The organism is Palleronia sp. THAF1 (genome assembly GCF_009363795.1).
GTDB lineage: Bacteria > Pseudomonadota > Alphaproteobacteria > Rhodobacterales > Rhodobacteraceae > Palleronia.
The window spans coordinates 446330-460229 of record NZ_CP045420.1; the positions used below are offsets into that span (position 1 = coordinate 446330).

Consider the following 13900-nt stretch of genomic DNA (forward strand, 5'->3'; position numbering starts at 1 on the left):
GCGAACGCCGACTGCGTCGGACTGGTGCTCACTCCCAGCAGCCCACCAGAACGGTCATGTCCCCGGCGCGGCGCTCGATTTGGCCTTGCGGCAGGTCCTCGGTCGCGCGGTCGGTGCGCGGTGTGACGCCAGCGCCCACAAGGAAGTCACGGATCGTCGCGACATCCGTGGCGAAGGACACGCCTTCGGGCAGCGAGCGTCCTTCGATCGGTGCATCTCGCAACAGGCCAAGCACTACGCCGCCGGTGTCGAACACCGGGCCGCCCATGTCGCCCTCCATGGACGCAAGGTCATAGCGGCGGATGTCGTCTTCCTCGTTCAGACCGGTCATCGCAGCCAGCGTGCCGTAGGTCAGCGAGGGCGCGCCAAGCTGGCCACCGAAGGAGTAGCCCGACAGAATCACGTCCGAGTTCAGGCGGGGCACGCCCGACAGGAACGTTGCGTGCTGACGCGGGGCCAGCGCTTGCCCCGGCTCTAGCAAAGCCAATCCGCGCGCGTCATCGGACGCCTTCACGGTCGCTTCCACATCGTCGTCCAGCGTGATGCGGCTGCATTCGGCCACCGCCTCGGAGGTCGTCAGAACCTCTCCGCGGCGGGACACATAGAAGCCGGAACGCACCAGCTTGGGCTTGCGGATCGCAAGCCCGGACAGCAGGTCAACGCTTTGGTCTTCGGTCGGCTCGCCCACCAGATCGGGCATGACCTGACCGGGCATCGTGTCAAAGCTGGCGATCATCTCGTCGATCAGACGGGTGCGGCGATCTTCATCATTTGCGGGCCAGATCAGGGTGAAGCCCTTGATCTCACCATTCTCCAGCCGCGCTTCAGTCTGGCTGACGATCCTGCCGTTGCGCCCGATCAGGGTGAAGCCGCTTTCACGCCGCTCACGCTCGCCCTCTGGCGGCACGATTTCCAGCGTTTGCAGGATGTCGTACAGACCGTATAGGTCCGCCCGCTGCCCGCGTTGCGAGATCAGTAGGACCTTCGCGTCCACCTCGGCCCCGTCGACGGCCTCGTAATGGGCGAACGGTGGCTCATAACGGTCGAACGCGACAAGCTCGGTCGGCATCGATACCGTGATCCCGGCGGTCGAGTCGGTCACTTCCGCAAGGCCCAGCCCGTCCAGCACGGCGTTGTACTGGCCGATCAGGTCTGCACGCTGGCGAGTGGTCAGCACGCCCGTCGGCTCGTACCCATTCTCGTCCTGCCAGAAGCTCATCGAGCCTCGGGTGCCACGCCCGAACGCCGCGTCGATGGCGCCGTCGTAGAAACCGGCCCATTGCAGGGCGATCTGCAGTTGCTGCTTTTCCTCACGTGTCAGCTGCGCTTCGGAGCGTCGGGCCTCTGCCACCGTCTCGTCCGGTTCGGGGGCGGGCTCTGGCTCTGGCTCCGGCACGGTTTCCGGTGCGGCTTCCGCGAAATCGGGATTGTCCTGATTCGGGCTGGCCACGGGCGCATCTTCCTCTGCCTGCGCCAGATCGACTTGCGGTGCATCGCCTTCGGGCCAGACCCGGTCACCGAAGCTGTTGCCGGTGTTCGTGAAGCTGTCGCCGGGAATAAGGCGCTGGGCGCGCAGGGCACGGCGCTGCTCCGCGATTTCTGCCTCGTCGAATGGCCCCACCACGATGGCGTACCAGCTGGACCCGTTCAGATCGTAAGCCTCGACGTTGTCGATCCGCTCGGCATAATCCTGGGCCGACGCAACTGCGCCATTCCCGGTGTTCTGGGCTTCGATCTGCAACCAAACCTCTTGGGCGGCAACCGGACCAGCCATGGTGGCCAGCGCGAGCGCCAAGGCGAAACGCTTGTAATTCACTTGTTCTTGTCCCGTGTCTTAGGTGCGTGCGACCCCTGCGGATGCCGCGTTGCAGAGCACCTGTGCCGAACCACACCCCCGCGTCAAGAAACCCCCGCGTGATCGGCGCGCACGATTGACCCTTGTGGCACATCTGCCTATGCAGGCCGCGCCTTGCCCAAGGGGCCCGCAATGACCAAGCCGACCTGTTTCCAAGACATCATCATGGCGCTTCAGTCCTACTGGGGCGGCGTCGGATGTGCCGTTTTGCAGCCCTACGACATGGAAGTCGGTGCGGGCACGTTCCACCCTGCGACCACCTTGCGTGCGCTGGGGCCGAAGTCCTGGGCCGCCGCCTACGTCCAGCCCTCGCGCCGTCCGACCGATGGCCGCTACGGCGACAGCCCCAACCGGTTGCAGCACTACTACCAGTATCAGGTTATCTTGAAGCCCAGCCCGCCGGACCTGCAGGCGCTGTATCTGGGCAGCCTCGACGCCATCGGGATTGACCCCGGCCTGCACGACATCCGCTTCGTCGAAGACGACTGGGAAAGCCCGACGCTGGGTGCCTGGGGCCTTGGCTGGGAAGTCTGGTGCGACGGCATGGAAGTGTCGCAGTTTACCTACTTCCAGCAGGTCGGCGGCCACGATTGCCACCCTGTGTCGGGCGAACTGACCTACGGGTTGGAGCGTCTTGCGATGTACGTCCTTGGCGTCGATCACGTCATGGACATGCCGTTCAACAAGCCCGACAGCCCGCAACCGCTGCTCTACGGTGATGTGTTCCGCGAGGCAGAGGCCCAATACGCCCGCTACAACTTCGACAATGCAGAAACTTCCGTCCTGCTGCGCCATTTCGAGGAAGCGGAAGCCGAATGTGCCGCCCTTCTGTCCCAACCCAGCGTGGATCCCCGCACGGGCCGCTATATCGTCATGGCGTTGCCCGCCTATGACCAGTGCATCAAGGCCAGCCACATCTTCAATCTACTGGACGCGCGCGGCGTGATCTCTGTCACCGAACGTCAGGCCTACATCGGTCGCGTCCGTGCGCTGGCCAAGCAATGCGCCGACGCCTTCCTGCTGACAGAGGCGGGCGGTTTCACCCCCGAACCGGCATGAGCGGCAAGGTCCTTGCGCTGATCATGGCGGTCGTCGCGGTCGCCACGGCGGTCGGCGTCTACTATCTGCAGGTCTATCACTACTACGAAGAGGTCGCGCCCGACGGCTTCGCGCTGGTCACGGAGAGCGGTGAGATCGACGCGCAGGCCACGAACATCGAGGCCATCGACGCGATCTCGTCCCCCATCCGTTTCCGCGCCTGCTTCGACACCGCTCTGACGCCCGCCGCCGACGCCACCCGTTATGAAGACGCCGTTCCCCTGACCGCCCCCTTCTGGTTCGACTGTTTCGACGCGACCCAGATCGGCGATGCGTTAGAGGCAGGGACAGCCACCGCCTTCCTGGCCGAGAAGAACGTCGAATACGGCGTGGACCGCATCGTTGCGATTACCGACGACGGACGCGGCTACGTCTGGCACCAGCTGAACAACTGCGGCGAGACCGCCTACGACGGCACCCAGATCGGCGAGGATTGCCCGCCGCGAGAGGACCAATAGATGCCCGATCTTCTGATCGAACTCTTCTCGGAAGAGATCCCCGCCCGGATGCAGACCCGCGCTGCCGCCGACCTGAAGAAGCTGGTGACCGACGGCTTGGTCGAGGCTGGCATGACCTACGCCCACGCTGGCTCCTTCGCGACACCCCGCCGCCTGACGCTGGCACTAGAAGGGCTGACGGACCGTTCGCCGGACACGGTCGAGGAACGCAAGGGCCCAAAGGTCGGCGCGCCCGACAAGGCCATCGAAGGCTTCCTGCGCGGGGCAGGCGTCACGCGTGACCAGCTGGAAGCGCGCGACACCGGCAAGGGCGAAGTCTACTTCGCGCGCATCGAAAAGGCGGGCCGCCCGGCGGCGGAAATCGTGGCCGAGGTTCTGGAGACCACCATCCGCAACTTTCCTTGGCCCAAATCCATGCGCTGGGGCGCAGGATCGCTGCGCTGGGTCCGGCCATTGCACCGCATCCTGTGCATCCTGACCGGACCCGATGGCCATGAAATCGTGCCGCTTGACGTGGACGGCATCACGTCGGGCGACCTGACGGAAGGCCACCGTTTCATGTCGCCCGGCGCCGTCCGCGTCACGGGGTTCGAGGATCACGCCGCCAAGCTGAAGCGCGCCCACGTCGTTCTGGACGCAGAAGAACGGCGCGAGACCATCCGCGCCGACGCCGCCAACATGGCCTTCGCCGCCGGGCTGGAGATCGTGGAAGACGCCGCCCTGCTGGACGAGGTCGCCGGTCTGGTCGAGTGGCCCGTCAGCCTGATGGGCCGGATCGATGACCGCTTTCTGGACCTACCGCCAGAGGTGCTGCAGACTTCGATGCGCGAACATCAAAAGTTCTTCTCGGTTCGCGACCCGAAAACCGGCCAGATTGTGCGATTTGTGACAGTCGCCAACCGGGAAACGCCCGACGACGGCGCTACCATCCTGAACGGCAACCAGCGCGTTCTGGCCGCCCGATTGGCCGACGCGGTGTTCTTCTGGGAAAACGACCTTGCCGTGGCGAAGGCGGGCATGGGGCCGTGGATCGAGAACCTGAAGACCGTGACCTTCCACGCCAAGCTGGGATCAGAGGCCGACCGGGTAGAGCGCATCGCAGCCCTTGCCCGCGAACTCGCCCCCGCAGTGGGCGCCGACCCGGAGCTGGCAGAGCAAGCCGCGCGGATCGCCAAGGCCGATCTGACATCCGAAATGGTCTATGAATTCCCCGAATTGCAGGGGATCATGGGCCGCTATTACGCGAAAAGTGCAAATCTGCCCGACGCCGTCGCCGATGCCGTCGCTGAACACTACGCCCCCCTCGGCCCCTCCGACACCGTCCCCACCGCGCCCGTCTCCGTCGCCGTGTCGCTGGCCGAGAAGATCGACAAGCTGACCGGCTTCTGGGCGATCGACGAGAAGCCGACCGGGTCGAAAGACCCTTATGCGCTAAGGAGAGCGGCGTTGGGGGTGATCCGATTGATTATGAATCAGGACCTTAGGCTTCAGCTTTCGGAACTGATAGATGGATGGCAAATAGCTTTGGCGGAATCCCTAGCCGCTTCGGATCGGCTAATCGTTATAGAATTGGACCGGGTGGCCGGAGGCGTTTGGGCAGGCAACGGTACCGAAGTAATCAATTGGCTGAGAGAACCGTTCGAGTTCATCATCGATAGCGGTCTGGCGTCTAAGAAGGACGTCACACCTGAATATGTGAAAGCAATTAGTGATATCGCTCACGAAGGTAACTCTCGTATCTATCCTTCTGCTGGCACGTATCGCCCAAGCCTCCTCTCCTTCTTCCACGACCGCCTGAAGGTCCACCTTCGGGATGAGGGCATCCGCCACGACGTCATCGACGCCTGCCTCGCCATGCCCGGCAACGACGACCTGACCCTGCTGGTCAAGCGGGCCCGCGCGCTGCAGGCCTTCCTGCAATCCGACGACGGGGAGAACCTGCTGGCGGGCTTCCGACGCGCGAACAACATCCTGACCCAGGCCGAGGAGAAGGACGGCGTCGAATACTCCTTCGGGGCCGATGCCAAGCACGCGCAGACCGACGAGGAACGCGCCCTGTTTGCCGCGCTGGACGCACAGGAACCCACGATCAAGACCGCCATGCAGGACGAGGACTTCGCCACCGCCATGTCGACGCTCGCCCTGCTGCGCGCGCCCATCGACGCCTTCTTCGAGGCCGTCCAAATCAACACCGACAACCAGATCCTGCGCCGCAATCGCCTGAACCTGCTCAGCCGGATCCGGGGGCTGTGTCTTGACGTTGCGGACCTGACAAAGATCGAGGGCTGAGCAAGCCTTGTCACGCGCCCGCCGCGGCGTATGCTCCGACCGAACAGGAGCGCCGCAGTGCAGCATGACCCAGACCCAGATGGCGCGACCCGGATCACGCCCACCGCGAACATCCGTGCCGACCGGCACGGGGGGCGCGCGAAGTGTCTGCAACGGCTGATCCGTCTGGGCCTGCCCGTACCCGACACGCTAGCGCTGGATTTCGCGACCGTCTTCGACCTTGCCCAGGGCGGCCGGATCGACACGCAAGCGATCATCGACGCGTTGGGGCCTGACCCGCTGGTGTCTGTCCGCCCGTCTTCGGGGATGACCGACTGGGGCGGACCGCCCTCTATCCTGAACATCGGCATGAATGACGCGCGCCACGCCGCGCTGTCCCATGCGTTGGGGCCTGATGCGGCGGATGCGCTTTATGCCCGCTTCATCCAGTCCTTCGCCGTGCAGGTCTCTCGCCTGAACCCCGATCTGTTCGACGGACGCCCCATCGCAGAGATGCGCGACGCCTACGCGACCGAGGCCGAAGAGCCGTTCCCCCAGGATCCCGCCGCGCAGCTATGCGCCGTTCTGGCCGCCATGGCCCGCGCATGGGACGGCACCACCGCGCGCCTGCTGCGCCAAGCCCGTGGCGCGCCCGCAGATGCGGGGCTGGGGCTTGTCGTGCAACGCATGGTGCTGGGCGTCGGCAACCCGGCTTCGGGCGAAAGCGGGTCCGGCGTGATCCAGTTCGTATCGTCCGAGACTGGTCTGCCGCAGATCACCGGGCGCTACTTGCGCCAGAGTCAGGGCCGTGAGGCGCTGGTGCCCAATGCAGGCGCGCTCTACCTGACCCGCGACGCGCGCGGCCCGTCGCTGGAAGAGCAGGCGCCTGCGATCTTCGATAGTCTGCATGTCACTGGCCAGTTGTGCCGCACCCGTCTGCGCGAAGAAATGCAGGTGGAGTTCACCGTTCACCACGGCGATCTGCACATCCTCGACGCCGTGCGCGTCAAGCGCAGCGCGCGCGCCGGTCTGCGGATCGCGGTGGCGCTGGCGACGGACGGCGTGATCCCCGAATCCGAGGCCGTGCTGCGCATCGCACCGCGCGCGCTGCTGGATGTGCTGCACCGTCAGATTGACCCAGAGGCCGCGACCGACCGGTTGGCACAGGGCATCGCCGCCAGCCCCGGTGCCGCGACCGGGCGCATCGTCTTCACCTCTGCCGCTGCTCAGGCAGCGTCCGCGCGGGAAGAGGCGGTGATCCTCGTTCGGCCCGAAACGACGCCCGATGACGTTCTGGGCATGCATTCTGCCAGCGGTATCCTGACCGAACGGGGCGGTGTCTCCAGCCACGCCGCCGTCATCGCGCGCGGGCTTGGCCTGCCGTGCGTCGTCGGAGCGTCAGAGATCACCATCGACGCCCGCGCCCGCACCCTGACCGTCCCGGGTGGGCGGGTCTTGGCGGAAGGGGAGACGATCACACTCGACGGCTCGACCGGGCGCATTCTGGACGGCACGGTGCCGTTGCTGGAGCCTGCGCTGGACGACGCTTTCCAGACGATCCTGAACTGGGCGGATGAACGGCGCGATATCGGCGTGCGGGCCAACGCCGACACGCCATCCGACGTGCGGATCGCCGAACGGTTTCAGGCCGAAGGCATCGGTCTGTGCCGCACCGAGCATATGTTCTTCGACGACACCCGTCTGACCGCAATGCGAGAGATGATCTTCGCCCGGAACGCCGAAGATCGCGCCGCATCGCTGGAGCAACTGCTGCCCGTGCAGCGCGCCGATTTTGCCGAGATATTCCAGATCATGGGCGCGCGTCCGGTCACGATCCGGCTGCTCGATCCACCCTTGCACGAGTTCCTGCCGACCGACCGCAAGGGAATGCTGGACCTTGCCGCCAGCCTCGACCTGCCGCTGGAGGCGGTGCAACGCCGCATCGACTCGCTGCGCGAGTTCAACCCGATGCTGGGGATGCGCGGCGTGCGGCTGGGCATCGCGATCCCTGAAATCTACGAGATGCAGGCCCGTGCGATCTTCGAGGCCGCATGTGCCGCCGGTCCCGGCGTTACGCCAGAGGTGATGATCCCGCTGGTGTCCGCCCGGCGAGAGGTCGAGCTGGTAAAATCCCGCCTCGATGCCGTTGCGGCGACCGTGCGCGTCGAGACCGGGGTCGATTTCAATTATCGTCTTGGCGTCATGGTCGAAACGCCCCGCGCTGCCCTGCGCGCGGATGAGATCGGCGAATACGCGACATTCCTAAGCTTCGGGACGAACGACCTGACCCAGATGACCTACGGTCTGTCGCGCGACGACGCCGGGCGGTTCATGTCCGCCTACGTGCGCGAAGGGGTGTTCGCGGACGATCCGTTCCTTGTGCTTGATACCGATGGCGTGGGTGAATTGCTCACGATCGGGGCTGAACGCGGGCGGCGCGGCAACCCGACGCTGATTCTGTCGATCTGCGGCGAACACGGCGGCGATCCCGATTCGATTGCCTTTGCGCGGGCCGCCGGATTCGACTATGTCAGCTGCTCACCGTTCCGTGTGCCGGTGGCTCGACTGGCTGCCGCACATTTGGCCATTAGAGAGCGTGGACGCACAACAACCGCGCCGCCAGAGCGCTAAGTCACGCAACTTTATTTATCGGCGGCAAGATGACGCCGACTGCTGCACCGCCGCATTTGACGCTAGGCAGATGGTGCGTAAACAGCGCGCAGTTTCAGGAACCTCTGGCAAACGCGCCGGCCCATCGGGCGGTTCCGATCACTTGATATAAGAGGTTCTCGATGCGGAGCGATCTGTTCGCCCTGCGCCGTTTGGCGCGCCTTATGCTTGTTTGCCTGTTTGTTTCGGCCACGGCACTTCCCGCAACTGCCGAAATTCGCTTTTCCACGAAGGGAAGCATCGACATCGGAATCGAGACGACGCCGCCCTCGCTGGATGACCGGCTGATGGGGATGCTGGGCGCGGATGCGCCCGTGCTGAAGCCCGCCCGTTCGGCGACGCTTGCGACGGCGCTCGGCCTGACCCGCAGCAGGCCTACGATGGACATCGAGTATTCCAAGGCGTTCCTCGACGCGCTGCCCGCCGCAAGCGGCGATGCGCAGTGGAAATGCCTGACCGAAGCCTTGTATTTCGAGGCACGCGGCGAAACGGTGCAGGGGATCTTTGCGGTCGCGGAAGTGATCCTGAACCGGGCCGAAAGCTCTCGCTTCCCCGACAGTGTCTGCCGGGTGATCGGGCAGGGCGTCGGCAACGGGCGCGGCTGCCAGTTTTCTTACAAGTGCGACCGCCACCCGGAAGTGTTCCGCGAGCGTGCCGCCCACCTGCGCATGGGCAAGATCGCCAAGCTGGTGCTGGATGAAACGGCTCCGCTGGACCTGACCGACGGTGCGCTGTTCTATCATACCAAGGCCGTCAGCCCATCGTGGAGCCGCGTTTTCGCCCGCACCACCACCATCGGTGCGCATCACTTCTACAACTACGGCTAAGCTTCCGTCGCGCTGCGATTTGGCCTATGCCGCGCCCGACGCAACAAGTGAGGCGCGGCATGGCGAACGACACGACGCTGGCCTTCCAGCACCCCGAGGCGCGCGCCGCCGCCTATCCGCCCTCGGACATGGCCGACCGCATCAGCCTGCGCGACCATCTGGTCGAGGTCGAGATCGGTGCTTTCCAACCCGAACGTGGCCGTACCCAGCGCGTGCTGTTCAACGTGGTGGTCGAGGTGCGCCCCTCCGGCGTGGCCGAAACGGACGACGTGGACCGTGTGCTGTCTTACGACACGATCACCGAAGCCATCGCCGCCGCGCTGGACGAAGAGCGCCTGAACCTGCTGGAAACGCTGGCTGAAAAGGTCGCCGCGCGAGTGCTGGCCGAACCGCAGGCGCTTCGTTGTTTCGTTCGGATCGAAAAGCTGGACCTTGGACCCGGCGCCTTGGGCGTCGAAATCGTGCGCGCCGCCGGGGCCGCGACACCCGACGCTGGAGGCGAGGCACCGCGCCCGGTGATCGGTTTCCTGACCAATCCTGCCATCGATTCCGACGGTCTAAGCGCGATGATCGACCGCGTCGCGAACCTTGGCCCTACCATCCTGTGCGTCGGCCCACACCCCGGTGCGGTTCCGGTCACCGGGCACCCGCTGACCCAGCGCCGGATCGACCTTCTGGCCATAGAGCAGAACTGCTGGCGCCTTGCCGCCCGCGATCCGCGCTGTGTGGTGGTGGAAACCCGGACGGAATTGGACTGGGCCCTGAAGAAAGGCCGGATCAGCGTTTGGGCGCCGTCGAAACTGGTGCTCGACGCGACCCACCCGCCATCGGTTCAGGCGCTGGACACCGTCGCGCTGGCCGCTTGGCTGGGTGAGGTGATGCATGCGCAGCGCCTTGTGGCCGTGGGATGGAACGCGCCTGAGGCCCCATTCCCGACCGAACGGTGGGAGGTCTGAGGGCGCGCCATGGGTATTTGTGAAAAGCAAAGAGGGGCAGGGCGGTGAGCTATTGGCGACCACTCGTGCAGGTTGGACCGAGCCGCCCCGCGAAGGCGCTGCCGCTGGCCGGTGGCTGGGGCTGGTTCACGCATCTGGAACGATTGGAGCGGGACGGGTCCGCGCAGGTCGTCAGCGCGGACGCATTGCCGGATGACGTGCAGGTGCGGCTGACCACCCCGCGCGCGCATGTTGCGGGTCTCGCGATGGACCGCCCGCGCATCATGGCGATCCTGAACGCCACGCCTGACAGTTTCTCTGATGGCGGCCAGCACGAGGGCGACGCGGCGCAGGCCGGCGCGCGCAGGCTGGTGGGAGAAGGGGCCGATATCATCGACGTGGGCGGCGAAAGCACCCGCCCCGGCGCGCAAGAGGTGCCAGTGGACGCGGAAATCGCGCGCATCCAGCCCGTGATCGCCGCCCTGCGCGCTGAATGGAGCGGCGTGATCTCGGTGGATACCCGCAAGGCGCCCGTCGCAGCGGCTGCGGCCCGTGCAGGCGCGACCATGCTGAACGACGTCTCCGCGCTGACCTGGGACGCGGACATGGCCACTACTGCTGCCGACAGCGGCCTACCGATCTGCCTGATGCATGCGCAGGGCGATCCGCAAACCATGCAGGACGCGCCGCACTACGATGACGTTTTGCTCGACGTTTACGACCATCTGTCCGACCGCATCGACGCCGCGACGAGCGCTGGAATCGACCGTGAGCGCATCGTCATCGACCCCGGCATCGGCTTCGGCAAAACGCTGGAGCATAACTTGTCACTGCTGGCCCGGCTGTCGCTGTTCCATACGCTCGGCTGCCCGATCCTGCTGGGCGCGTCGCGTAAACGCTTCATCGGCACCATCGGCGAGGCGGACACGCCCGGCGATAGAATGCCGGGGTCCGTGGCCGTCGCGCTTGCGGGAATCGCGCAAGGGGTGCAGATCGTGCGGGTGCATGACATGGCCGCGACACGACAGGCGCTTCGGTTGTGGCAGGCGGCAACGAGTGGAGAGACACCATGACACGCAAACTCTTCGGCACCGATGGCGTGCGCGGCAGAGCCAACACCCATCCGATGACCGCCGAAATGGCGATGCGCCTTGGCGCGGCCGCCGGGCGGTTCTTCCGGCGTGAAGGGATGGGCGCGCACCGCGTTGTGATCGGCAAGGACACGCGGCTGTCGGGCTACATGTTCGAAAACGCTCTGACGGCCGGGTTCACCTCTACCGGCATGAACGTGCTTTTGCTGGGCCCTGTGCCGACCCCTGCCGTGGGAATGTTGACCCCGTCGATGCGCGCCGATGCGGGCGTGATGATCTCTGCTTCGCACAACGCGCACGAAGACAACGGCATCAAGTTCTTCGGCCCCGACGGCTTCAAGCTGTCCGACAGCGCCGAGACCGAGATCGAGAAGCTGGTCGAACGCGGCGTGGCCCCCGCCAAACCCGGTAACATCGGGCGCGCCCGCCGCGTGGACGATGCGCGCTTCCGCTACAATGAACGGTTGAAGGCGTCGCTGCCGTCAGGCCAGAACCTCGACGGTATGCGCGTCGTGATCGACTGCGCCAACGGTGCCGCCCACCGCACCGCGCCCGAAATCCTGTGGGAATTGGGGGCAGAGGTCATCGCCATGGGCGTCGAGCCTGACGGCACCAACATCAACCTGAACTGCGGCTCTACCAAGCCAGAGGCCGCCGCCCGCATGGTGCGGGAGCGTCGCGCCGATGTGGGCATTTGTCTCGACGGTGACGCCGACCGTGTGATGATCATCGACGAGACCGGCGAAGTCGCCGACGGCGATCAGATCATGGCGCTGTTCGCGCGTCGCTGGGCCGAAGTGGGCAAGCTCAGCCAGCGCACGCTTGTAGCCACGGTGATGAGCAACCTCGGGCTGGAGCGTTACCTGACCGGCCACGGCCTCTCGTTGCACCGCACAGGCGTTGGTGACCGCTACGTGGTCGAGGCGATGCGCTCGGGCGGGTTCAATCTTGGCGGCGAGCAGTCCGGGCATATCGTGATGACGGATCACGCCACCACCGGCGATGGCCTGCTGGCGGGCCTGCAGTTCCTCACCGCGATGATAGAGACCGGCAAGACTGCCAGCCAGCTTATGCAACAGTTCGATAAGGTGCCGCAGCTGTTGAAGAATGTCAGCTACGCCCCTGGCAAGGCCCCGCTGGAAGACGACGCCGTCAAGACAGAGATCGCGGCGGCAGAGGAACGCTTGGGCGGTGCTGGCCGCGTACTGATCCGGGCATCGGGCACAGAGCCCCTGATCCGCGTCATGGCCGAATGCGAGGATGAGGCGCTGTTGCACGAGGTCGTTGACGGCATCGCCGACAAGATCTCGCGCGCGGCGGCGTGAGCCGGACTACACTTATCCTGCGCTACACTTGCTTTGCAGTCCTCGCGACGATCCTGAACCTCGGCGTGCAAAGGATTGTGCTGGCGGCGGGCGAAGGCGCGGTGGTCTTCGCGCTGGCCGTTTTCGCAGGAACTCTGGCGGGGCTGGTGCTGAAATACGCGCTCGACAAGCGCTACATCTTCGCCGACCTGTCCACCGGCATGGCCGCCCACACGCGCAAGTTCGGCCTCTATACAGCGATGGGCCTGATCACCACGGCGATCTTTTGGGGCACGGAAACCGGCTTCTGGCTGGCCTTCGGCACCGACCGAATGCGAGAGCTTGGGGCGGTGATCGGCCTCGCCATCGGCTACGTCGTCAAATACCAGTTGGACCGGCGCTACGTCTTCACCGACCGGGCGCTGTCAGCATCCGGGTCAGCGCACCCCACTGGCTGATCGCCAGTCCCGTCAGAATCAGAGCGAGCGCCGCGAAGAAGCGCGCGGGGAGGGCCTCTGACAGTAGTGTCGCGCCGAAGACCATCGACCAGATCGGCACCTGGTAGTTCACCAGCGTCATGAAGTTCGATCCGGCCGTTTGCACCACGCGCACCCGGATCAGAGCGGCCAGCGCCGTGGGGATCAGGCCCAGGAACAGGATCGACGCGCCGCTCAGATCGGTGCGGACCTGCGGCACGCCCTCGACCAGCAGCATCGCGGGGATCAGGATGACCGCGCCAACCAGCAGGGTCATCGCGGATAGGGTGATGGCATGGGCGCGCGGGGCGCGGCGCGTCAGGATCGATCCGACCGCATAGCTGACCGCCGCCGACACGCAGGCGATCTGGCCCAAGGCGCTAAGCGTATCGCCCCCCATGTCGCTGACACCTGGCCCGATAAGCACGGCGGCACCTGTGAAGCCAACGCCGACACCCACGGCCCGGCGCAAGAACATCGGCTCGTCCGAGAAGAAATGCGCCAGCGGCAGGACGAACAGCGGCAGCGATGCCATCGACAGGCCAGCAAAGGCGGACGGCACATGCTGTTGTCCCCAGCTCAGCAGGAAGAAGGGTAAGGCGGTCGTCACAAGGCCGATCGGAATGGCAGAGGCCCAGAACGCGCGGTCCGTTGGCCATCGTAGGCCCATGACGCCCATCAGCGCGATCAAGGCCGCGGCCCCAAGCGTGGTGCGCGCGCAGGCCACCGTGATCGGCCCATAGCTGCGCAACGCGATCGACACGACCATGAACGTCCCGCCCCAGATCAGGCCGAGAACGACGATGGATAGCCAATTTTCCAGGGTGGGGCGGTCGGTCATGCGCGGGACCTAAACCGTTAGTGCGCAAAGGCCCATAGGGCGCGCGCCAAACGTGCAGGCAGAAAACCGGGCGCCGC

11 protein-coding genes are annotated in these 13900 nt (G+C 65.6%); 9 read left to right on the forward strand and 2 right to left on the reverse strand.

The window, feature by feature from the left end; translation table 11 throughout:
• Positions 1-28 precede the first annotated feature (28 nt).
• Entirely contained in the window at positions 29-1816 is a 1788-nt protein-coding gene (locus FIU81_RS02280; protein ID WP_254695973.1) for a serine protease, read from the reverse strand.
• Between the two features lie 171 nt (positions 1817-1987).
• Here FIU81_RS02280 and FIU81_RS02285 point away from each other — a divergent pair, with 171 nt between their 5' ends.
• The 9 genes from FIU81_RS02285 to FIU81_RS02325 all read left to right on the forward strand — a co-directional run bounded on the left by FIU81_RS02285 (position 1988) and on the right by FIU81_RS02325 (position 12964).
• A complete protein-coding gene (locus tag FIU81_RS02285) occupies positions 1988-2914 on the forward strand; it encodes a glycine--tRNA ligase subunit alpha (RefSeq protein WP_124110887.1) in 927 nt (308 codons plus the stop codon).
• On the forward strand, positions 2911-3411 hold the full coding sequence (locus FIU81_RS02290; RefSeq protein ID WP_124110888.1) for a DUF6446 family protein: 501 nt from the start codon (positions 2911-2913) through the stop codon (positions 3409-3411). Before FIU81_RS02285 ends, FIU81_RS02290 begins: the two co-directional genes overlap by 4 nt.
• Complete coding sequence (gene glyS, locus FIU81_RS02295; protein WP_124110889.1) at positions 3412-5700, forward strand: glycine--tRNA ligase subunit beta; 2289 nt, start codon at positions 3412-3414, stop codon at positions 5698-5700. It abuts the gene before it with no gap.
• A 30-nt stretch (positions 5701-5730) separates the two neighbouring features.
• Positions 5731-8310 (forward strand): putative PEP-binding protein, encoded by a 2580-nt coding sequence (locus FIU81_RS02300; RefSeq protein WP_124110890.1) that lies wholly within the window; start codon positions 5731-5733, stop codon positions 8308-8310.
• Between the two features lie 161 nt (positions 8311-8471).
• Positions 8472-9176, forward strand: a complete 705-nt coding sequence (locus FIU81_RS02305) for a cell wall hydrolase (protein ID WP_254695974.1) — start codon at positions 8472-8474, stop codon at positions 9174-9176.
• Positions 9177-9235: 59 nt separating this feature from the next.
• Positions 9236-10132, forward strand: a complete 897-nt coding sequence (locus tag FIU81_RS02310) for a dihydroneopterin aldolase (protein ID WP_124110891.1) — start codon at positions 9236-9238, stop codon at positions 10130-10132.
• Between the two features lie 44 nt (positions 10133-10176).
• Positions 10177-11184, forward strand: coding sequence for a dihydropteroate synthase (gene folP / locus FIU81_RS02315; RefSeq protein ID WP_124110892.1), 1008 nt, complete (start codon positions 10177-10179; stop codon positions 11182-11184).
• Positions 11181-12527 carry a phosphoglucosamine mutase gene (glmM, locus tag FIU81_RS02320; RefSeq protein WP_124110893.1) on the forward strand — a complete coding sequence of 449 codons (1347 nt, stop codon included), beginning with the start codon at positions 11181-11183 and terminating at the stop codon, positions 12525-12527. The genes folP and glmM overlap by 4 nt, the downstream gene beginning before the upstream one ends.
• Positions 12524-12964: a GtrA family protein gene (locus tag FIU81_RS02325; RefSeq protein WP_124110894.1), complete on the forward strand. Its 441-nt coding sequence runs from the start codon at positions 12524-12526 to the stop codon at positions 12962-12964. Before glmM ends, FIU81_RS02325 begins: the two co-directional genes overlap by 4 nt.
• On the opposite strand, the gene FIU81_RS02330 is transcribed toward FIU81_RS02325, so the two are convergent.
• Positions 12915-13823 (reverse strand): DMT family transporter, encoded by a 909-nt coding sequence (locus tag FIU81_RS02330; RefSeq protein WP_124110895.1) that lies wholly within the window; start codon positions 13821-13823, stop codon positions 12915-12917. The two genes, FIU81_RS02325 and FIU81_RS02330, sit on opposite strands and share 50 nt — an antisense overlap.
• Positions 13824-13900: the final 77 nt, after the last annotated feature.